This is a genomic window from Mycolicibacterium mageritense (assembly GCF_010727475.1).
Lineage (GTDB): Bacteria > Actinomycetota > Actinomycetes > Mycobacteriales > Mycobacteriaceae > Mycobacterium > Mycobacterium mageritense.
In genome coordinates, this window is record NZ_AP022567.1 from 698,049 (window position 1) to 718,840 (window position 20,792).

The 20,792-nt window shown below is 65.4% G+C and carries 20 protein-coding genes, 1 tRNA gene and 1 pseudogene; 11 read left to right on the forward strand and 11 right to left on the reverse strand.

Annotation, left to right across the window (positions count from 1 at the left end; genetic code table 11):
- Positions 1-57: 57 nt before the first annotated feature.
- Positions 58-942: an alpha/beta fold hydrolase gene (locus G6N67_RS03360; RefSeq protein WP_036438749.1), complete on the reverse strand. Its 885-nt coding sequence runs from the start codon at positions 940-942 to the stop codon at positions 58-60.
- 25 nt (positions 943-967) lie between these two features.
- Positions 968-1,909: a D-2-hydroxyacid dehydrogenase family protein gene (locus tag G6N67_RS03365; RefSeq protein WP_036438006.1), complete on the reverse strand. Its 942-nt coding sequence runs from the start codon at positions 1,907-1,909 to the stop codon at positions 968-970.
- A 264-nt stretch (positions 1,910-2,173) separates the two neighbouring features.
- Between G6N67_RS03365 and G6N67_RS03370 the strand changes: the two genes are divergently transcribed.
- The 3 genes from G6N67_RS03370 to G6N67_RS03380 are packed head-to-tail and all read left to right on the forward strand — an operon-like array spanning position 2,174 to position 4,745.
- Positions 2,174-2,680 (forward strand): DUF805 domain-containing protein, encoded by a 507-nt coding sequence (locus G6N67_RS03370; protein WP_235684105.1) that lies wholly within the window; start codon positions 2,174-2,176, stop codon positions 2,678-2,680.
- Positions 2,681-2,689: 9 nt separating this feature from the next.
- Positions 2,690-3,376, forward strand: a complete 687-nt coding sequence (locus G6N67_RS03375; protein ID WP_051579064.1) for a DUF6891 domain-containing protein — start codon at positions 2,690-2,692, stop codon at positions 3,374-3,376.
- Between the two features lie 7 nt (positions 3,377-3,383).
- The gene (locus G6N67_RS03380; protein ID WP_081812724.1) at positions 3,384-4,745 is read left to right on the forward strand and encodes a DUF2625 family protein; all 1,362 of its coding nucleotides are present in this window, start codon (positions 3,384-3,386) and stop codon (positions 4,743-4,745) included.
- A 10-nt stretch (positions 4,746-4,755) separates the two neighbouring features.
- Here G6N67_RS03380 and G6N67_RS03385 read toward each other — a convergent pair whose 3' ends face one another.
- Positions 4,756-5,904 (reverse strand): zinc-binding dehydrogenase, encoded by a 1,149-nt coding sequence (locus G6N67_RS03385; RefSeq protein ID WP_036438008.1) that lies wholly within the window; start codon positions 5,902-5,904, stop codon positions 4,756-4,758.
- 130 nt (positions 5,905-6,034) lie between these two features.
- Between G6N67_RS03385 and G6N67_RS03390 the strand changes: the two genes are divergently transcribed.
- Complete coding sequence (locus G6N67_RS03390; protein ID WP_036438011.1) at positions 6,035-6,343, forward strand: GNAT family N-acetyltransferase; 309 nt, start codon at positions 6,035-6,037, stop codon at positions 6,341-6,343.
- Positions 6,344-6,365: 22 nt separating this feature from the next.
- On the opposite strand, the gene G6N67_RS03395 is transcribed toward G6N67_RS03390, so the two are convergent.
- Together G6N67_RS03395 and G6N67_RS03400 are read right to left on the reverse strand one after the other, a co-directional pair.
- Entirely contained in the window at positions 6,366-6,998 is a 633-nt protein-coding gene (locus G6N67_RS03395; RefSeq protein ID WP_036438014.1) for a cutinase family protein, read from the reverse strand.
- 45 nt (positions 6,999-7,043) lie between these two features.
- On the reverse strand, positions 7,044-8,399 hold the full coding sequence (locus G6N67_RS03400) for a lipase family protein (protein WP_081812725.1): 1,356 nt from the start codon (positions 8,397-8,399) through the stop codon (positions 7,044-7,046).
- A gap of 673 nt (positions 8,400-9,072) precedes the next feature.
- Between G6N67_RS03400 and G6N67_RS03405 the strand changes: the two genes are divergently transcribed.
- Positions 9,073-9,693 carry a hypothetical protein gene (locus G6N67_RS03405; protein ID WP_036438019.1) on the forward strand — a complete coding sequence of 207 codons (621 nt, stop codon included), beginning with the start codon at positions 9,073-9,075 and terminating at the stop codon, positions 9,691-9,693.
- A 236-nt stretch (positions 9,694-9,929) separates the two neighbouring features.
- On the opposite strand, the gene G6N67_RS03410 is transcribed toward G6N67_RS03405, so the two are convergent.
- Together G6N67_RS03410 and G6N67_RS03415 are read right to left on the reverse strand one after the other, a co-directional pair.
- A tRNA-Leu gene (locus G6N67_RS03410) sits at positions 9,930-10,003 on the reverse strand.
- 91 nt (positions 10,004-10,094) lie between these two features.
- The gene (locus G6N67_RS03415) at positions 10,095-11,117 is read right to left on the reverse strand and encodes a zinc-dependent alcohol dehydrogenase family protein (RefSeq protein WP_230021651.1); all 1,023 of its coding nucleotides are present in this window, start codon (positions 11,115-11,117) and stop codon (positions 10,095-10,097) included.
- Between the two features lie 121 nt (positions 11,118-11,238).
- Between G6N67_RS03415 and G6N67_RS39610 the strand changes: the two are divergent.
- Positions 11,239-11,379 (forward strand): annotated as a pseudogene (locus G6N67_RS39610) (nitroreductase family deazaflavin-dependent oxidoreductase); the annotation flags it as partial.
- Between the two features lie 87 nt (positions 11,380-11,466).
- On the opposite strand, the gene G6N67_RS03420 reads toward G6N67_RS39610, so the two are convergent.
- The 4 genes from G6N67_RS03420 to kdpA (G6N67_RS03435) all read right to left on the reverse strand — a co-directional run bounded on the left by G6N67_RS03420 (position 11,467) and on the right by kdpA (G6N67_RS03435) (position 15,619).
- A complete protein-coding gene (locus G6N67_RS03420; protein ID WP_036438026.1) occupies positions 11,467-12,261 on the reverse strand; it encodes a type III PLP-dependent enzyme domain-containing protein in 795 nt (264 codons plus the stop codon).
- On the reverse strand, positions 12,258-13,007 hold the full coding sequence (locus tag G6N67_RS03425; protein WP_051579066.1) for a type III PLP-dependent enzyme domain-containing protein: 750 nt from the start codon (positions 13,005-13,007) through the stop codon (positions 12,258-12,260). The genes G6N67_RS03420 and G6N67_RS03425 overlap by 4 nt, the downstream gene beginning before the upstream one ends.
- Positions 13,004-13,840, reverse strand: a complete 837-nt coding sequence (locus tag G6N67_RS03430) for a type III PLP-dependent enzyme domain-containing protein (protein WP_051579067.1) — start codon at positions 13,838-13,840, stop codon at positions 13,004-13,006. Before G6N67_RS03430 ends, G6N67_RS03425 begins: the two co-directional genes overlap by 4 nt.
- A gap of 114 nt (positions 13,841-13,954) precedes the next feature.
- On the reverse strand, positions 13,955-15,619 hold the full coding sequence (gene kdpA, locus G6N67_RS03435; protein WP_036438768.1) for a potassium-transporting ATPase subunit KdpA: 1,665 nt from the start codon (positions 15,617-15,619) through the stop codon (positions 13,955-13,957).
- 275 nt (positions 15,620-15,894) lie between these two features.
- Between kdpA (G6N67_RS03435) and G6N67_RS03440 the strand changes: the two genes are divergently transcribed.
- The 5 genes from G6N67_RS03440 (at position 15,895) to G6N67_RS03460 (ending at position 20,790) form a co-directional block, all read left to right on the forward strand.
- Positions 15,895-15,990, forward strand: a complete 96-nt coding sequence (locus G6N67_RS03440) for a potassium-transporting ATPase (RefSeq protein ID WP_220101420.1) — start codon at positions 15,895-15,897, stop codon at positions 15,988-15,990.
- On the forward strand, positions 15,987-16,076 hold the full coding sequence (locus tag G6N67_RS03445; protein WP_063835166.1) for a potassium-transporting ATPase subunit F: 90 nt from the start codon (positions 15,987-15,989) through the stop codon (positions 16,074-16,076). Before G6N67_RS03440 ends, G6N67_RS03445 begins: the two co-directional genes overlap by 4 nt.
- On the forward strand, positions 16,076-17,746 hold the full coding sequence (kdpA, locus tag G6N67_RS03450) for a potassium-transporting ATPase subunit KdpA (protein WP_036438029.1): 1,671 nt from the start codon (positions 16,076-16,078) through the stop codon (positions 17,744-17,746). Before G6N67_RS03445 ends, kdpA (G6N67_RS03450) begins: the two co-directional genes overlap by 1 nt.
- A 127-nt stretch (positions 17,747-17,873) precedes the next feature.
- Positions 17,874-19,916 (forward strand): potassium-transporting ATPase subunit KdpB, encoded by a 2,043-nt coding sequence (gene kdpB, locus G6N67_RS03455; RefSeq protein WP_230021656.1) that lies wholly within the window; start codon positions 17,874-17,876, stop codon positions 19,914-19,916.
- 1 nt (position 19,917) lies between these two features.
- Positions 19,918-20,790: a potassium-transporting ATPase subunit C gene (locus G6N67_RS03460; RefSeq protein WP_036438035.1), complete on the forward strand. Its 873-nt coding sequence runs from the start codon at positions 19,918-19,920 to the stop codon at positions 20,788-20,790.
- The last annotated feature ends 2 nt before the right edge of the window (positions 20,791-20,792 follow it).

The window sequence follows — 20,792 nt, forward strand, 5'->3', positions numbered from 1 at the left end:
TTGATACAAGAGTCGGCGGCCACCTGCGGGTGGCCGCCGATTCGCGTGGGCTGTGGTCTAACCTGCGCCGAGATCCTTTGCCGTGATTTCGAGGATCTCGTCGGCGCCGCCGATCGCCACGAAATGCCCGGCGCCGTCGACAGGGTGCCAGATCGCGCCGGGCATCGCCTCTGCCACTGCCTTGTTGATCGGGTCGGGAACCAGTCGATCATCAAGGCCTTGCCACAGGTGCACTGGCCGCTCGATCCGTGACACATCGAATGCCCAACGCCGATAAAGTAATTCAGCGTCACGCACCAACCCGTCGCTGCCGTGCGCGAAGCACTCGGCCAGCTCTTCGGTCAGTACGGATTCGGCTTCCGGTCGCAGCAGGATCTGCCGGTCGTAGTCGTTGAGGCTGTCGCGCATCTGTTTGACGAAGCTCTTGCCGAAGCGTCTGGCAGTGAGACCGAGCACCGCGTACATGAGCCGGAATCCGGGGGTGAACCGCAGCGCGAGCGTTCCGCCGAACGCATCGATCTTCGACAGGTGCTCAGCGGCCGAGTTGTCGCCGAACGCGCCGTAGCTGCCAGGGGCGATGCTCGAAACATGTTGCAGGCGAGCAGGGTCGATATAGGCCGCGGCCGCCAACGCCCACGGGCCACCTTCCGACCACCCGGTGACGCCGAACCTCTGATGCCCGAGGGCGTCTGCGACAGCGGTCAGGTCGTCGGCCCACCCGGTGTAGGTTCGCGTCTTCTGGGCAGTGGATTGCCCCATTCCCGGGCGGTCCACGCAGATCAGCCGGAGGCCGTACCGGGATGCGGCGTCGGCGAAGAAGCGCGCCTCATACCGGCTGCCGGGACCGCCGTGGTTGTGGATGACGAGCGGCCCCGCGGGGTCACCGACTTCGAGGTAGGCGAGCTTGCGACCGTCCGGAACCGTCACCAGTTGGGGTGCCACGCTGCTCTCCTCTGATCGCATGGTTTTAGGTAAGCACGCGGATCGGTGAACCGGAACGCCACGCGTCGATGTCCTCGACAGCATCACGGTAGAAGATCTCGTACGAACCCGTCGTGACATAGCCCAGGTGTGGAGTCAGCACCACGTTGTCCAGCCGGGCCAGCGGATGCCCGTCCGGCAGCGGCTCGTGGTCGAAAACGTCGAGTCCGGCACCGGCGATCCGGCCCGTGCTCAGGGCGTCGATGAGTGCGCCCTCGTCCACCAACGGTCCCCGCGACGTGTTGATCAGAACCGCCGACCTCCGCATCCGGCCCAGTTCATCGGGGCCCACGATGCCGCGGGTGCGGTCGCTAAGCCTCAGGTGCAGCGTGACCACATCCGACGTTTCGAACAACTCGTCGCGATCGATGCGCCGTGCCCCGACCTCCGCGGCGGCCTCAGTGGTCAGGTTCGTCGACCACGCAACCACATCCATGCCGAACGCCAACCCGACCGTGGCCACCCGGCTGCCGAGCCTGCCCAGCCCGACGACCCCGAGCCGTGCGCCGGCGAGGTCCGTTCCGATCGTCCGTTGCCAGCGCCCGGCGCGCACGTCGGCATCTGATCGCGGGACGTGTCGGGTGACCGCGTGGATCAGCGCCCACGTGAGCTCAGCTGCCGGTGACGCCAAACCCCTTGTACCGCAGACCGTCACGGACCGCTCCCGAGCCGCGTCGAGGTCGATCGACGCGTTGACCATGCCTGTTGTGACCAGCAGACGGAGCCCTCCGAGCCGGTCCAGCAGCGCGGCGTCGAACGCCACGCGCTCGCGCATCGCGACCACCACCTCGGCGGCGCCGACCCGGCGCACCAACGCATCGCCCGTCAGATGTTCGGGCACGAAATCGATCTCGGTACCGGCCAACACCGACCAATCGGCGAAGCCGGCCGCGCACCGCTGATAGTCGTCCAGGACAACGATTCTCACGAGCAAAGGCTACGCCAGGTGGGCCGACGGGCTAGGTAGTCCGCACGCCGGTGGGTCGATAACCAGTAGCCGGGCCGCCATCTAGACAATAGTGCGCTGAGCAATCACTACGTTCAACACATCGTCACACCCATCGATGCCAGATATGACCGTCTGACAGGCTATTATTCCTGAAACAAGGACTATGCAGCCTTCCAATAACCGCAGTGTTGGCAAATCTTGCCTGTTTGCCGTATTGTCGTCCACGTCAGCGTTCGACCACATATGACGAGGGGGATCATGGTCAATTTCGACGGGGGTTCGGCGGCAACTGGCAGCCCGCATCCGCAGACGTACGCGGGATGGGCGGAGCCGCCGGGCGCAACAGACCCAGACGACTTGAGCTTGCCGCTCTACGGGGCCGGCTTCACGCAGGCACTGTCACGGTTCTTCCGCAGCTACATCCGGTTCTCCGGACGTGCTTCTCGGAGCGAATATTGGTGGCCCGCTTTGGCATTCATGTTGATGGCGCTGGCATCCGGCGCAGTGTTCATGGCCGGCACCGCGACAGAATCCGATGCCCTCGCCGTGACCGGCGGCGTCATGTTCGTGATCGCGACACTCGTGTGGATCGTGCCCAGCTGGGCAGTGTTGGTCCGACGCCTCCATGACGCCGATCAATCAGGCTGGCTGTGCTTGTTGACTTTACTGCCATACGTCGGCGGCATCGCCAGTCTGGTGTTCGGCCTGCTGCGATCCAAGCCCGAGGGCGTCCGGTTCGACGACCGGTAACTGAACAGCATGGACAACACCACGATCGACCACGTCCCGCCTACGAGTGGTCGCGACAAACTCGCCCGCATGATTCGTACGCACCTCGTCGCCGGCTTTTGGAGCTACGACGACATCGCCGCATATGCCCACGAGGCGCTCGATGACTTCGACGACGTCGATCCCGACGATGCAGCCGCATTGGTCGATTCGATGTGGAAAGCGCGGCTTGCCGAACAGGCCACCTGGGCCGACACGGGCGACTTCGGGCGCCTGGAGCAGACCTTTGCTCAACTGGAATCCGAGGGCATCCTCGCCCGCATGTGCTTCACATGTTGCAGCACATGCGCCAACTCGGAGATCGATGACGAGCGCACCCCTGCGCCGGACACCGACGACTGGTATCCGTACCGCGAGTGGGCCTACACGTACTTCCATCAGCAGGACGCGCTCCGGCTCGCCGAGCCGGACCCGGTCCTGTTGTTGGGCTACAGCGCCTTTCGCCCGCACCCAGATCTGCCGAGGTCACTCGTGGACGCCGCCGCAGACGGCGATCAAGCCGCCCACGCAGAGGTGGTCGACCGGACCGACACCCTCGTCGGACAGCGCATCGCTGCGTTGGCACGTCACTTCGGCCTGACGGTCACATGGTCCGGATCGCGCCGTGAGCGCATCTCCTTGAGCATCCCTGAATGGCGAAAGCCACTACCCCAATAGACCGGCCGTGCAACCAGATTCAGCAAGGGAACCGAGCCGACGCGGCCTCGACGAACTGATCATCCCCGATTCGAGAGTGTGGGCGGAGATCAACACCTGGTCGGGGCAGGGCGCCAACCGGATTCTGGATATCACACCAGAAGACGGACGTGCCCGGCTGCGTGATCTTCAGCTGACGACGCAATCGTCGCAAGGGGCCGTGACGCTGAACTGCGGTGCGATTCTGGCCGATCACGGCTGGCTCAAACTGTTCGGTGGCGGCACGGAGGACATCCCGTCGCTACCCGCCATGGTGAGCGGGATCGACACAGGTCAAGGTGCAGGCCTCTGCGGTGTCGATGTCCTCGGCGGCGTGTTCGCCATCAACTGGGGTGCGTTCCCCGGTGAGGAGCACCGTCTCTGGTACTGGGCCATCGACACCCTGGACTGGGAGGCCTGCGGCGAGTGGAAACACATTGACCTGCTCTACTATTCACTCACAGGCCAGATGGACAAGTTCTACGCGGACCTGCGCTGGCCGGGCTGGCAGGACGACACGCGACGTCTGGCCGTCGACGAGGGTTACACCCTCGACCCGCCCCCGTACAGCGTCGAGGGGCGTGACACATCGCAGGCCCGTCGGGCCGTGGTGCCGATGGCTGAGGTTTGCCGCGCCATGCACGGCCTTACTCGGCCGGGCGGGTTGTTCGCCAAAACCAGTCCGACATATCCGATGTTCTGGACGCGGGGCCGCCATTACCGACCTGAAACCGATCGGTTCATCACTCTCAGTGACCTCGTCGATGTCGAAGCCCCGTTGTGGCGCACACTCGAACCACTGATCGCTGGTGGGCCACACCGTGTTCTGCCCGCAGACCCGGTCGTCGCTCAGCGTCGTCTCGAACATCTTGAGCACGGGCTCGACACCGGGATCGGGGCCATGGTGTATCACTGCGCCGGCATGATCGTCGACCATGGGTGGCTGCGCTTGTTCGGTTCGGGTACCGACGATGATGACTCGCGCGATCTCGTCGGCGGCCTCAGCCGCGGCGAGGCGTGGCTCGTCGGCTATGACGTCCTCGGTGGCGTCTATGCGATCAACCTCGGCGGCTTCGATACCCCGATCGGGCAGATGATGCACTGGAGCACCGCAACGACGCAATGGCATCCGATGGGCTTCACCTACGAAGAGTTTCTCCGGTGGGCACTGTCCGGCGGGCTGACCGAGTACTACCGCGATTTACGCTGGCCTGGATGGGAACTCACCGTCGAGAACCTGCCGCTCGATCACGGCGTCATCCACAAGGGACAACCGACACCGATGAATCTCATCGTCGAGATGTGGACCAAGGCACGAACCACCCACTTCTACCCGATGGCCTGGGCGTGAGCGTCGGCGGTTACGCGACCGCTTGAGGGGTCACCAGGAACTTCTCGCCGGTCGCCTTCTTGAGATAGCTGTTGAACGCGTCGGGCTGCAGCATGCCGGCCAGCGACACCTCCTGGGTGTAGGCACTCGCGAACGTCGTGGTGAGCTCCGCGGCCACGCGAGCGCGAAGCCTCGCGATGGTTTCCGGCCCGGCACCGGCGAGAAACGGGGTGAGCAGCCAGCCGCCCACACCCCAGGCCAAGCCGAAGTTTCGGGTGAGAATCGTTGGGCTGGTGTCGAGGCTGCCGTAGATGTACACCTGTTTGTGGACGCTCGACCCGTAGCGGGAGTACTCCGTCGCGGTCGCATTGGCGGCCTGCTCCATGCCGTTGAGGATCTGGCTGACCAGCGTGCCGCCACCGGTGGCGTCGAACGCCAGCGTCGCCGATGTGGCCTTGAGTGCCTCGACCAGGTCCGCCTCGAACGACGGTGACGCCGAGTTGCACACGTAGGTTGCCCCCAGGTTGCGCAGTATCTCCTCCTGCTCGGCCTTGCGGACGATGTTGACCAGCGGCACGCCGTCGGCGAGGCACGCCTTGACCAGCATCTGGCCGAGATTCGACGCCGCCGCCGTGTGCACCAGGGCCGAATGCCCTTCGCGGCGCATGGTTTCCAGCATGCCCAGCGCCGTGAGCGGATTGACGAACGACGACGCGCCCTGCTTCGCCGTCGCCCCGTCGGGCAGCACCAGACACGCCGCGGCATTGACCACCCGGTACTGCGCATACATCGCACCGCCCGCGATCCCGACCATCTTGCCCTGCAGGGCCTGCGCCGCTGCCGACGAGCCGGCCGCCACCACGGTGCCCGCGCCTTCGTTACCCACCGGCAGCGATTTCCCGACGCGCGCCGCGAGACCTGCCAGCGCCCCGTCCCGCAGCGGTGCGGTGACGACGGGACGCTCCGGCGTGCCCGCGACCGTCGCGGCCGACATGTCGGCGGTGGCCGGAATCAGCAGGCCCAGGTCCGACGGGTTGATCGGCGCGGCTTCCACCCGGACCACGACGTCGTCGGGGCCGGGGGCCGGAACCTCCACATCGTGCAGCGACAACTCCAGCGTGCCGTCCGGTGTCACCAGCGACCGCAGTTCCAGCGCAGTCTTCGGTAGAGCCTCGGTCATGGTGTACCCCGTTCCTGTCGTCAACCCTTGTCTGGACACTACGTCGCGTCGCGCAGTCGCGTGACTTACCTTGCGAGGAAGTGATTTCGATCGACCGGGTTATCGTGGGGTTACGGCGAATGGAGATCAGATGAGTTCGGAAGCCCAACTCGACAGAACCGGCGCTGCCACCACCGTGACCGAACGCCCGGACCGGTTCACCATCGAGGTCGGCGGCAAGACCGTCGGCGTCGCCGATTACCACGACCGCGACGGCCGCCGCATCTTCCCGCACACCGAAGTCATGCCCGCGTACCGGGGCCGCGGGCTCGCGACCATCCTCGTCGCCGAAGCCCTGCGCTCCACCCGGGCCGCGGGCCTGCGGATCGTCCCGACGTGCTGGATGGTCGCCGAGTACATCGACAAACATCCGGAGTATGCCGACATCACCGACCGGTGAATTGTGCAGGGAATCGGCTGACTCAGAGCTTGCTCGCCGCGAAATCGGCTGCCTGCACGACCTTTCCGGACTGCACATAGGAGACGTGGGCGCCCATGTCCCAGCCGCCTTCCCAACAGATCGGGTCGGCCTCGTTGCACTGATCGATGGTGTTGGCGGCGTACTGCGGTGCGATCGTCGGCAGCGGTTGCCCGGAAGCGAGCAGCCCCGAAAAGCTGGTCCGCGGCGCACCGAACAGTGCGCTGGCCGCCACGTGGTCAGCGATCTGCGGCGGTGCCTCGTTGGTGGCCTGTTCGATGACCGCCGCGCCCTGCGAGTAACCACCGAGCACCATCTTCGTGTTCGGACAGCTGGCCGCGATCGACTCGATGAGTGACCGTGCGGCATCGGTGCCGGCCGGGGTGCTGGTGTTGAAGTCGTTGGTGGCCGGGTAATCGACCGCCACGCCGTCGACAGTGCGGGGCGCGATGCGGGCCCGCAGGTCGTCGACGAACGGGCCGCCGACGCTGCCCAGGCCGGGCGGCTCATTGGTGCCGCGTGCGAACACCACCGTGACGTCGGAGCACGGCGCCGCGGCGGCGGGCGCAGACGTGACCGTGGGGACAGCTGCGGCGACGGCTGCGAATGCCAAGATCAATGCGGTCTTGTTGGTCATACGAACCGATCGTAGGGCGGGCCGGACGGATGCCGGGCGAGGCACCTACTCAACTGGCGGTATCGCGTCGCAGTTCGGCGTCGTCGGCAGACCGTTGAACCTGTCGGCCACCCACTGCATGCTGCGTTCCCCGTCGACGAAATAAGACAGCAGGTGATTGGTGCCCATCTTGTTCTGGAACGGATGCATGTAGTTGGTCCAGAACTCGACATCGGCCCCTTTGGCGCACCAGTCCACCGCAAGTTGCCGGGCACCGTGCCATGGCATCACCGGATCCCACCGGTTCGACTCGATGAAGACCGGCGCTTCGGGTTTCAGCGTGCCGACTCGCTGCAGCCCGAGCACTGCCTTGAAATCAGGGTTGTCGAACACCAGGGCCGGGTCCACGACGAAGTACTCGCTGGTGTGGTGGAACCCGAAGGTCAGCGCCGTTTCCATGATGCATTGATTCCGAGTGCGATTCACCAGGTCCACACCGTAGATCGACAGGACGGGCATCACCTGCGCCTCAGCCGGAGGATAAGCGGCGATGAGACCGTTGATCATGTAACCCAGCGCCCCCTGCAACAGGCCGCCGTCACCGAACGGCCCCAGCAGGCTCAGATCAGCCGGCGGTCCCCCTACCCAGGCCCCAACCAGATTCAGTTCCGGGCCGTACAACGGCGCCAATTCGGCGGCCGACGCCGACGCCGCACCGCCCTGTGACCACCCCCAGAATGCCACGGGCCCACCGGGTTCCAGTGAGGTGTTCGGGAGCTGCATCGCCGCTCGCGCGGCGTCGATCATGACGTTGCCCTGCGAGATACGGTTCATGAACGGCGCCGGCGCCGGTGTGCCGACGCCTTCGTAATCCGTTACCACGATGGCGAATCCGCGAGCCACCATCGTCGCGATGAACGTCTCCTCGTACCCGGGCATGATGTCCAGACCGCTGGAGAAGTGGATACCTTGATTGAAAATTCGTGACGGCGCACATTGATCGCCCAGTCCGTACATCCCGGTGGCATACGAGATCAGTGGTCGTGGGCCCTGGCCGGGCCACGGATTGTGAGGCTCGAAGTACGTGCCGGTCACCGCCGTCGGCTGCCCCAGCGGACCCGTGCTGCGGTACATGATCCGGGTACCGTCAGCCACAAAGGCGCCCAGTTGGCCGGACGGCTCCAGCACCAGGCGCGACGGTTCCGAACGAATCAGGTCGCCGGGTTTGCCGGGCGGCAGCGGATCGGGCGGAGTGTAAAAATCCTGATATTGAATCCCCGGCGGGTCAGGCGGATCCGCATTCGCCACCGGCGCCAACGAAATCGCGGCAAATACACTCACCGCGGCGGCAGATATCCGTGCGGCTGCCCAACCCCGGCGGACAGCCGGTTTCGGTACGTCTCGATCGGCTCGTGTGCTCATTCCCACCCCTAGTGCTGCGTGAGGTGTCGCCGAAGCGGCCCTGGTCAGACAAGGGTGACATGCAGAGTCGTGACGTATCAGTTATTCGGTCGTAATAGTTTGCGCCGCGGTCAAAGGTGTTTAACATCGAAAAATTTTCGATATCAATTATATGAGTGTTTCGTCTGCAGATAACCTCCTCGGCCCTCCATTTGAATATCTGCAGTCACGTCCAGTGGCTTACCAGGGCGGAGAGGCGGACGCGCTTGCTGTCGCTTTGTTGCGGGCAAGACACCTGCGAATAGCTAGGAATCGCGGGCGAACATTTCGAACTGTCGACGCTGATCTTCGCGCACTGCCAGCAGTGGGTTGTTCGCAGTGGACGATCTGGGCCCAGTGACGCCGCCAAACGTTGGCATTGACCTACGTCAGCCCTTCAATCCTCCCCGGTAGTTGAAACAAGTTCGGCTTCAACAGGTCTCATCGATCTGGCGGTTCCGAGTATGCGACCGCCAGGTCCACCGAGAACGGAGATGACCGTCCGTTCTCAAAAGAATGAGCGCACCCGACGCCCGGTCTATCATCTCCCTGTGATTGCTCTTGAACCGCCAACTGGGCGAAAGTACCAGGTCGGGGCTCCGGTATGACCGAACCACCTAATCGCTCGGCGCGGTTTTGGACGATTGGCGGCATCGTGGGGGTTGTCACCATCCTTGCATTTGTTTTCGGCGTACCCGGGAACCTGCTCAATGCACTGCAGCTCATCGACAGATTGACCGGCCGAGACACCTCGTCGACATCGACATCGGCGTCAACACCCGCCGCTCCGCCGGGCACAGCCGGTCCCGGTAATGCGCCTGCGCCAGCACCATCACCGTGGTCACCGGCAGACGTCGCCGACTCCACGGCCAACCCGCCGACTGCAGACTATCCGTCACCTATCGCCCAGCCGCCATCTCCGCAGACTTCCGAAGCGCCGCCGGCCATCCCAGCCGTTGACCGCATTCAGATAGCGACGTGGGCCTACAACCCTGCCGGGCCACCCAACACCTACATCGCCGATAACAACGGGGGCAAGAAGATCAAGGTCAGCTGGACGTCGTCTGCTGGCGGCTACGAAGTGGACGGCGGATGTACGTCATCGGTGCGTATCCAGGGTCCGGACACAGACCATGCCGAGAACTCGTCCAACTGCAGCGATTCGATGGGGACATATCTGGATGTCCAACAGCCCGGCAACTACACCGTCACCGTCACCACTTACCAGAGCTCCGGGGCTCAGTACAGCGACAGCATCCCCGTCACCATCCAGTAGCTTTGGCGCCGCCGGGTCGATGGGGCCATGGAAGAGTCCCGCGACTGCACAGTCACCGTTGACCACCGACCAAGATTCCGCAGCCTAGTCAGCTCGGCGAAAATGTCCTGCACCTGCTGAAGCTACTCGCCTGTGCATGTCCCTCATTTGCGTCGTACCGCCGTACCGGCTGGCCGGGTACCCCTGTACTTTGCCGACGCTAGATCCAGACAAGCAGGCTCTGGGCTGCTAAAAGGTGCCCCCAGTCGGACTCGAACCGACACTTGGCGGATTTTAAGTCCGCTGCCTCTGCCAATTGGGCTATGGGGGCGTCGCACGAGAGCATATTTCAGGCCGATCCGTTGTCATCAGACCGCCCTGAGTACGACGGCACCGAACTGCCCGCCTACCCGAGTTATCGGTCAACCCACATCCACGACGATCTTGCCGAACGGGCCGCGATCGAGGTGGTCCAGCGCGGCCGGGAGATCGTCGAACGGGTGGCGCGCACCGACGATCGGCTTCGTCCCCGTGCTGTCGATCGCACTGACCAGTTCGGTGAGTGCGCGCCGATGCCCGGTGCCGATACCGTGAATGGTGATGTCTTTCATCAAGATTGGCATCACCGGTGTCGAGACCTCGAACCCGTCGAGCGCCCCGATGAGGTGGATGTGGCCACCGACCGCGACAACTTGCGCCGCCTTGCCGAGATGAGCACCTCCGACGAGCTCCAGCACATGGTCCACGCCGCGGTCGCCCGTGATGGCGAGGATGGTGTCGGCCCAGTCCACGCTGCGCCGATCCACGACATGGTCTGCGCCCAGTTGTGTGACCCGGTCCAGTTTGTCCGCACTGCCCGACACGATGACCTCGGCGCCGTGCATCCTCGCGATCTGCACTCCGAACAACGCGACGCCGCCGGTGCCTTCGACCAGCACGACGTCACCGGCCCGCACATGTCCACGTTCCACTAACGCGAACCATGCCGTGAGCCCGGCCACCGGCAGCGTGCTGGCCTCCGCTGCCGACACGGTCCGTGGTGCCCGGACAACCCAGTCTTGCGGTAGCGCCACGTATTCGGCGAGCACGCCGGGATAGAAGCCGCCGAGCGTCCAGTACGAGGGGGTGCGGGCGTCACCCGGCCGGGCGCCGTCCAGCCAGTCGGGCGTGAACACTGAGATCACCTGATCGTCCACTGCGAATCGGGTGACCGAATCCCCGATCGCGACGACGGTCCCGGCGAGATCGGACCCTGGCGTGAAGGGGAATTGCAGCGGCAGGCCGCGCCCCGTTTCGATCACCAGCTTGTCGCGATGGTTCAACGCCACCGCGGCGACCTTGATCAGGACTTCGCCGGCGCGCGGTTGCGGGATGGCCACCTCACGCAACCGGAGCGCGTCTCGGCCGATCCCGCCCATCTCCCACCTGCGCATGCTGTCAGCCATGAGCCCGTGCAACCCGGCCGGGCGTGCGCATATTCCCCGGGGAGCGCACTCGCGCAACAGCGGTGGTTGGATGAGGCACAGAGGGCCTATGCCGATCGCCGCAACACTTGGCCCGCGCGTGATGCGGGTCATCGCCCGGTTCAACAAGTACGTGACCAACCCGCTGCAGCGGCTCTGGGGATCGCGCGTGCCGTACATGGCGGTCATCGAGCGCACCGGCCGCAAGTCGGGCCGGACCTACCGCGCACCGGTGACGGCGTTCATCGCCGCCACCGCGAGTCTGAGCTTATGTGCGAGGTTCGGCCGATATCTCGCACACAAGTTCAGGTTGGGCCATCACAACGGGCGCCTACGCCACCCGCGCCGGCGACGCCATCGCCATGACCACCGGGCGCGGGAACCGCAGCGTCGCGCACGCGTCGTCGAGGGTTTCGTCGATCGCCTCGGCCAACTCCGACAGGTCACACGGGCAGTGGCCGAACACCAGTCCGCCGCCACCGACGGCGGCCCGGGTCAGCACGATGCCGTGCTCCCGGTGGATCTGCGCCATCTCGATCAGCATGTCACCGACTGCGGCGGGATAACCGGCGAAATAGTTCTCCCCCGAGCTGATTTCGCAATGCAGACCGACCAGGTCCAACCGCGGGCCGGCCAGCACCGCGGCAATGGCGTCGTCAGCCGCATAGGACTCAAAACCGAACCCCACCAGGACGCGTTGCCTGCGGTGCGGCACAGCGGCCGCCGCGAGCAGCTCTACGTGCTCGGTCTCGGTGGCAACCACCCGGCCGACACCGAGATTGGCTGTGCAGAACAGGAGTTCGTTCGGGATCAACCCGTCGGCGTGGACGGTCATCCGGATGGGGTGAATACCCGCAGCGATCGCGGCCGTGAGATCGCCGCCGGTGCGGACATCGACCGAAACGCCGTGATCCCGCACCCACTTGGCGACGGCGTGGTCACCCAGCTCTTGAGCCGGCACCGCGAGCTCGACCTCGCCGAGTGACCGGCAGTAGGTCGCGCACCGGCGCATCGCTGCCTGCTCCGGCGAAACCCGGTGGTTGACCCGCTCGACCCGAACGGGTTGAACGGTCGTCGCGGGAGCCGCCGCGGCGAGCATGGATAGGAAACTTGTCGACAGTGTCACCGAAACCTCTTCTGTATGAGCCGAATCGTGCGCGGCGCCACGGTAAGCGCCGGGCGCGGGAACCGGAAACGAGCACAGTTGTCGCCGACGACCTCGCCGACCGCGTCCGCGATCTGACGAAGCACGCGCGGCTCGGCGCTCAAGGCACCGGCATCCAGACCTGACAGGCTGATCCGGTTCAGCACCACCGAGTGTTCGCGCCGGATCCACGCCATGTCCGCAATCGCCGCACGGAGAGCATGGACACCTATCGGATCGTCGGGATCATCGAGCGTGCAATGCAACCCGATCAACTCGACCTGGCGACACACCAGTGCCTGGGCGGCCAACCTACGAACCAGGCGCGCATCGACCAGCACACGTTGCACCCGGTCACTGTGGCCGAGTTCGGTGAGTTGCTCGGCGGTACCGACGATGACACGGCCCGCTCCCCCGCTGACCGCACACCGAACCGCGGCGTCGGTGTCTGCGTGCATGACGAGCTGTGCGGGTGCGATGCCAGCGGCCACCGCCCGGCTGAACTCGCCTGCAGTCCCGATATCGACGGTCACCCTGTGCCGCCGCATCCACGACACGGCAGGCGCATGTCCGAGCAACGCCGCGCCATAACTCACCGCGCTGCCTTTGAACGCCTTGCGCCACACCGCACAACGCCGAAGCACCACGGTGTCGTCCACGATCGTCCCGGCCGTCGGCCGCACGTCCCAACGGGCCGACCGCACCCGCTCGAGCGGGTAGACGGTCATGCCGCACTCCGGCCCGGCACCGCGAGCGCAGCAGACAGCACCACCAGCGGCCGCGGGAACCGGAGGGTTCCGCACGCGTCATCGAGGGACTGGTCGATCTCGATGGCGAGCTGATGCAGTTCGGCATGCCAATCCGTGGGCGGAATGGCTCGGCCGCCACCGAGACCCAGGCGGGTCAGGAGCACACCATGATTGCGACGTACCTGCGTCATCTCGGCGATCATGTGGCCGATCGCGGCCGGGTAGCTGACGAAGTCATCGTCGCGTGTGCCCACTTCGCAGTGCAGCCCAACCAGATTGAGCCGGTCGTGGGCGATGACCGCTGCGATCGCCGCATCGGATTCGTTGCTGTCGAACCGGAATCCGCCGGGCAGTCCCTCGGCGACGGAAAGAGGCATCCCGGCGTCTGTCATCCGGATCACGACGTCCTGTGGACGGTCGGCGACAATCGAACGGAGCACCTCGACCTGTGGCACCGAACCGGCCACAATCTGTCCGACGCCCATGGCGACGACCGCGCGCAACTCGGACTCGCGCAGCGCATCGGCGAACACCGTCACGCGGGGCCACTGGATGCCAGCGGCAGCCACCGAAGCGGTGTCGGCGGCGCTGCGCACGTCGACGGCCAACTGTTGATCGCGGGCCCACTTGGCCACCGCGGGATCGCTCAGCAGCTGTGCCGGCAGTGCGACCTCGGCGGTCCGGAACAGCTTCCGATACGTCTTGCACCGGTGGAGATCGGCGGCCGCGGTACCTCGGTGATCACGCTCATCCCCCTGCGCTCGCGGTGCCGGTGCCGACAACACGTTCATCAGGAAATGCGAGAGACTCACCGAGCCGTTCCTTTCGTTGGTCGAACCTCCAGACTGGCCGCCCCAGCGAGCATTCGGCGGTCACCTAGCGCACTCCTTACGGCCGCATCGTGGATATTTACGGAGTCCTGACGCTCAGCTGAGCGCATCGGCGATGGGTCCGACGACCAACGCGGGCAGATACTCCAGCCCGATGAGCAGGATCGTCGCCGCGAGTGTCAGCACGACGAACGTCGGCGCGTGGGTGCGCAGCGTGCCCGCGGTGACGACACCGGGGCGCTGCGCAGCGAAAGTCCCGGCCAAGGCCATGACCGCGATGATGGGCACGAAGCGCCCGATGACCATGGCGATCGCCAGCGCGATGTTGTACCAGGTGGTGTTGCCGCTGAGCCCGGCGAAGCCGCTGCCGTTGTTGGCTGCCGCGCTGGTGAAGGCATACAGCACTTCCGAGAGTCCGTGCGGCCCGGAATTGAGCATGGCGGCACGTTGGCCGGGCAGCGACATCGCGACGGCGGTTCCGGTCAGCACGGCCATGGGCAGCGCGAGAATGTAGAGGCTGACCAACTTCATGTGCCGGGCATGCAACCGCTGCCGCAGGTATTCGGGCGTCGTCCCCACCATGAGCCCGCCGAGGAACACTGCCAGCAGCACCATCATGACGAGGCCGTACGGCCCGCTGCCTGCGCCGCCCGGCGCGACCTCACCCAGCATCATGTTGAGCATCAGCACCGCACCGCCAAGACTCGCGAAGCTGTCGTAGGACGCGTTGGCCGCACCGTCACCGGTCGCGGTGGCCACCTGACCGAATACCGCGCTGCCCGGTATGCCGAACCGGGTTTCGGTTCCCTCGATGGGTCCGCCGACCGCGTGGACGACGGTGCCGTGCGGCACTGATGTCGCGAGCACGAGCGCGACCGTCGCGAGCACGAACAACGTTGCGACGATGGAGAACAACGCCCACCCCTGCCGACGGTCGCCGACCATCACGCCGAACGTCCTCAAGAACGCCATCGGGATCAACAGCATCGCAACGACTTCCACGACATTGGTCAACGGGGTCGGGTTCTCGAACGGGTGCGCACTGTTGACGTTGAACGCTCCGCCGCCGTCGCCCGACATCAACTTGATCGACTCCCACGTGGCCACCGGACCACCGAGCAGCGTCTGCCTGCTGCCCGCGATCGTCGAAACCCCTTGCGGTCCATGGAAGTTGTTGACCACACCGAGAACCAGCAGGATCAGCGTGACCACCACCGACAGCGGCAGCAGGATCCGCACCACCGTGCGCACGAGATCGACCCAGAAATTGCCGATCTCGTCGTTCTGATACTGTGCCAGCCCGCGGATCAACGCCACCCCAACGCACATCCCGACCGCGAGGCTCGCGAAGGCCTGCACCCCGAGGCCGGCAACGAGTCCGACGTGGCCCAGCGTAGATTCGCCCGGGTAATTCTGCCAACTGGTATTGGTCGTAAACGAAATTGCGGTATTGAACGCTAATGCCGGCGTCATGCCTTTATGTCCCCATGGCTCCGGCAAATGTGTTTGCACTAACAGCAGCCCGTACAGAAACAGCACACTGACCGCCGAGAACGCCAACACCGAACTCAGATACTTGGTCCAGCGCTGCCTGCCGTCGGCCTGCACACCGACGATGCGGTAGATCGCCCGCTCCAGGCGCCAGCTGCCCTCCGAGGTGTACACGCGTGCCAGGTAATCACCGAGCGGGACATGCAGAAATACGGTCAGGAAAGCGACAGCGGCCAGTTGCAGCCACGCCGCCGTTCCCCACTGCGTCAGATCGTTGATGGCTCCGGGCTCCTCCGCGCGGCAACAGGACGTCACCACGCTAGAAAGCCGAGGCGAATTGGCTCCCCGTCGATTACGCAATTCCTACACCGCATCGCGCGGCGTTGACGTGATCTTGACGGCACCGCACCGCCGCCTGCCGCCCCTGCCGAAAGATCCCGTAAAGGACCGGGCGCGCGCCGTAAAGAAGACATAAAGATCGGCGTCGGGGGCTCCGGGCGGACGCATCGTGGACCAGGTCGCCGAGATACGGCGCCCGTATACGTGTGGGAGAACCCATGTCCGTGGTGGTGTTCATCGTGCTGACAGTGGCGATTTTTTCGCTGCTGGGCCTGGTGCAGAAGTTGGTCGAGGGACTGTGAGCTACGACAACGTCGTCGGCCTGGTCCTGGCGATCCTCATTGCACTGTTTCTCTTCGCCGCGCTGTTGTTTCCGGAGAGGTTCTAGTGAGTACGACAACCGCGGGGATCGTCTTCCTCGCCGCACTCGTGATCGTCTTGGTGGCGGTCCATGTACCGCTCGGCGATTACATGTTCCACGTCTACACATCGGACAAACATTCGCGTACCGAACGTGTCATCTACCGGCTGATCGGGGCCGACCCGAAAGCCGAGCAGACCTGGGGCGGCTACGCCCGCAGCGTGCTGGCGTTCTCGGCGATCAGCGTCCTGTTCCTGTTCATCCTGCAGTTGGTGCAGGGCAAGCTGCCGCTGCACCTCAACGATCCCGCGACGCCGATGACGCCGGCTTTGGCCTGGAACACCGCCATCAGCTTCGTGACCAACACGAACTGGCAGGCCTACTCGGGTGAATCCACCCAGGGTCATCTGGTGCAGATGGCCGGCCTGGCCGTGCAGAACTTCGTCTCAGCCGCGGTCGGCATGGCCGTGGCGATGGCGTTCGTCCGGGGCTTGGTCCGGCGCAGCACAGGGGATCTGGGCAATTTCTGGGTCGACCTGGTCCGCGGCAGCATCCGGATCCTGCTGCCGATTTCGATCGTCGGTGCGATCGTCCTGATCGCCGGCGGTGCCATCCAGAACTTCGACCTGCACAGCCAGGTCGTCAACACGCTTGTCGGTGGCAGCCAGACCATTCCCGGCGGCCCCGTCGCCAGCCAGGAGGTCATCAAGGAGCTCGGCACCAACGGCGGCGGTTTCTTCAACGCCAACTCGTCACACCCGTACGAGAATCCCACCACCTGGACCAACTGGGTGGAGATCCTGCTGATCCTGCTCATCCCGTTCTCGCTGCCGCGCACGTTCGGCCGCATGGTCGACAGCCCCAAGCAGGGATATGCGATCGCCGCGGTGATGGGTGTCATCGCGACCATCAGCGTGACCCTGATGATGCTCTTCCAGTTGCAGGCACACGGCACGGTCCCGACCGCGGCCGGGGCGGCGATGGAGGGCGTGGAACAGCGCTTCGGCGTAGCCGATTCGGCGGTGTTCGCCGCGTCGACCACGTTGACCTCCACGGGTGCGGTGGACTCGTTCCACGACTCGTACACCAGCCTGGGCGGCCTGATCACGATGTTCAACATGCAGCTCGGTGAGGTCGCTCCCGGCGGTGTCGGCTCGGGTCTCTACGGCATGCTGATCCTGGCGATCATCACGGTGTTCGTCGCGGGCCTGATGGTCGGCCGCACCCCCGAGTACCTCGGCAAGAAGATCACCCCCCGTGAGATCAAGCTCGCCGCAACGTATTTCCTGGTGACACCGTTGATCGTGCTGACCGGGACCGCGGTCGCCATGGCGATGCCGGGTCAGCGGGCGGGCATGCTCAACACCGGACCGCACGGCCTGTCGGAGGTGTTGTACGCCTTCACGTCGGCGGCCAACAACAACGGTTCGGCGTTCGCGGGCCTGAGTGTCAACACCGAGTGGTACAACACCGCGTTGGGCCTGGCGATGGTGTTCGGCCGGTTCCTGCCGATCATCTTCGTGCTGGCGCTGGCCGGATCCCTGGCCAGACAGGGCAAGACACCCGAATCGATCGGCACGCTGCCCACCCACCGGCCCCAGTTCGTCGGCATGGTCGCCGGCGTGACGCTGATCCTGGTGGCCCTGACTTTCCTGCCCATGCTCGCGCTCGGGCCCCTTGCTGAAGGAATTCACTGAAATGTCAAGCGTTCACTCCTCCCCCGTCGCCGACCGTCACGCCAGAGTGGCTGCCGAGGGCGGCAGCCACTCTGGCGTGACGAAGGGCTCGAGCTCCCGAATCAAGGGCGGGCTGCTGGACCCCAAGATGTTGTGGCGTTCGATGCCCGACGCCGTGCGCAAGCTCGACCCGCGCACACTGTGGCGCAACCCCGTGATGTTCATCGTCGAGATCGGCGCGGTGTGGAGCACGGTCCTGGCGGTCGTCGATCCGTCCTGGTTCTCCTGGCTGATCGTGGTATGGCTGTGGCTCACCGTGATCTTCGCCAACCTCGCCGAAGCCGTGGCCGAGGGCCGGGGCAAGGCCCAGGCCGAAAGCCTGCGCAAGACCAAGACCTCGACGATGGCGCGTCGTCTGACGAGCTCCGGCGCCGAAGAAGAAGTCGCCGCACCGCTGCTGCAGCAGGGCGACGTCGTGGTGGTCGAAGCCGGCCAGGTCATCCCCGGCGACGGCGACGTCGTGGAAGGCATTGCCTCGGTGGACGAATCGGCGATCACCGGTGAATCCGCACCCGTCATCCGCGAGTCCGGTGGCGACCGGTCTGCGGTCACGGGCGGCACCACGGTGCTGTCCGACCGCATCGTCGTCAAGATCACCCAGAAGCCCGGCGAGAGCTTCATCGACCGCATGATCAACCTGGTCGAGGGCGCCAACCGGCAGAAGACGCCCAACGAGATCGCGCTCAACATCCTGCTGGCCTCGTTGACGATCATCTTCGTCTTCGCCGTCGCGACCCTGCAGCCGCTGGCGATCTACTCGAAGGCCAACAACCCGGGCGTCGCGGACACGTTGTCGCTCAACGGGAACGGCGTGACGGGCATCGTCATGGTGTCGCTGCTGGTGTGCCTGATCCCGACGACCATCGGCGCGCTGCTGTCGGCGATCGGCATCGCCGGGATGGATCGCTTGGTGCAGCGCAATGTGCTCGCGATGTCGGGCCGCGCGGTCGAGGCCGCCGGCGACGTCAACACCCTGCTGCTCGACAAGACCGGCACCATAACCCTCGGCAACCGGCAGGCCGCGGCTTTCGTGCCGCTCACGGGTGTGACGCCGGAGCAGCTCGCCGACGCGGCGCAGCTGTCGAGCCTGGCCGACGAGACGCCCGAAGGCCGCTCGATCGTCGTCTTCGCCAAGCAGGAATACGGGTTACGTGGCCGCACCCCGGGCGAACTCGACAAGGCCCAGTGGGTCGAGTTCAGCGCCAACACCCGCATGTCCGGCGTCGACCTGTCGGGCGAGCACCGCCTGCGCAAGGGCGCGACGGGCGCGGTCGCGGAATGGATCCGCTCCGAAGGCGGTCAGGTGCCCACCGAGCTCGGCGACATCGTGGACGGTATCTCCGCGGCGGGCGGCACGCCCCTGGCGGTCGGTCACGTGGTGAACGGCAAGGCCGAGGTGCTCGGCGTGATCCACCTCAAGGACGTCGTCAAGCAGGGCATGCGGGAACGGTTCGACGAGATGCGTCGCATGGGCATCCGCACGGTGATGATCACCGGCGACAACCCGTTGACCGCCAAGGCCATTGCCGACGAGGCCGGCGTGGACGACTTCCTCGCCGAGGCCACGCCCGAGGACAAGATGGCGCTGATCAAGAAGGAGCAGGCTGGTGGCAAGCTCGTCGCGATGACCGGTGACGGCACCAACGACGCACCGGCACTGGCCCAGGCCGACGTGGGTGTCGCGATGAACAGCGGCACGTCGGCGGCCAAAGAGGCCGGCAACATGGTCGATCTCGACTCCGACCCGACCAAGCTCATCGAGATCGTCGAGATCGGCAAGCAGTTGCTGATCACCCGCGGCGCGCTCACCACGTTCTCGATCGCCAACGACATCGCGAAATACTTCGCGATCATCCCGGCGCTGTTCGTGGCGCTGTTCCCCGGCCTGGACCTGCTGAACATCATGCGGCTGCACAGCCCGCAATCGGCGATCCTGTCCGCGGTGATCTTCAACGCGATCATCATCGTGCTGCTGATCCCGCTGGCGCTCAAGGGTGTCCGGTACACGCCGAGCAGTGCGTCAAAACTGTTGAGCCGCAACCTCTACGTCTACGGCCTCGGCGGCATCATCGCGCCGTTCATCGGCATCAAGCTGATCGACCTGGTCGTCCAACTCTTCCCGGGAATGTGACATGAGATTTTCCAACCTGGTTCGTCAACACATCGCGGCGCTGCGCGCGCTGCTGGTGCTCACCGTGATCCTCGGCATCGCCTACCCGGTGTTCATCTGGCTGGTGGCCCAGCTCCCCGGGCTGCGGGACAAGGCCGACGGCTCACTGATCGAGGCGAACGGTAAACCGGTCGGCAGCAGCCTGATCGGCCAGTCGTTCACCGATGCCGACGGCAATCCGCTGCCCCGGTACTTCCAGAGCCGCCCGTCGGCTGCCGGAAACGGGTACGACCCCATGGCGACGAGCGCGAGCAACCTGGGGCCCGAAAGCATCGTCGATCAGCCCGACAAGCCGAGCCTGCTGACCCTCGTGTGCTCACGTAGCGCCGCGGTGGGCGAGCTCGACGGTGTCGACGGTGCCCGTCCGTTCTGCACGGGCGGCGGTGTCGGCGCGGTTCTGTCGGTGATCGGCCCACGCGACGATCGTGGCAATGTCATCCACCCCACCAAGGTGGTCAGCGTCAACGAACCGTGCGATACGACCAAGACGCCGTTCCTCAAAACCTACGAGGGCGTGCGGGTCGAGTGCGCGCGCTCCGGCGAGGACTACAGCGCCGGACAGCTCGTGCCGATCCGCGGCACCGCACCCGCCGACCCCGCGGTGCCTGCCGACGCCGTCACCGCAAGCGGCAGCGGCCTCGATCCGCACATCTCACCTGCCTATGCCGAACTGCAGGTCAACCGGGTGGCCGCCGCGCGCGGCATCAGCCCGGCGACAGTGCGCCAACTGGTCGCCGACCACACCGACGGACGTACCCTCGGCTTCTTCGGCGAACCGCGCGTCAACGTCCTGGAACTCAACATCGCGCTCGACGCCTTGTCGGCGCGTGGATGATG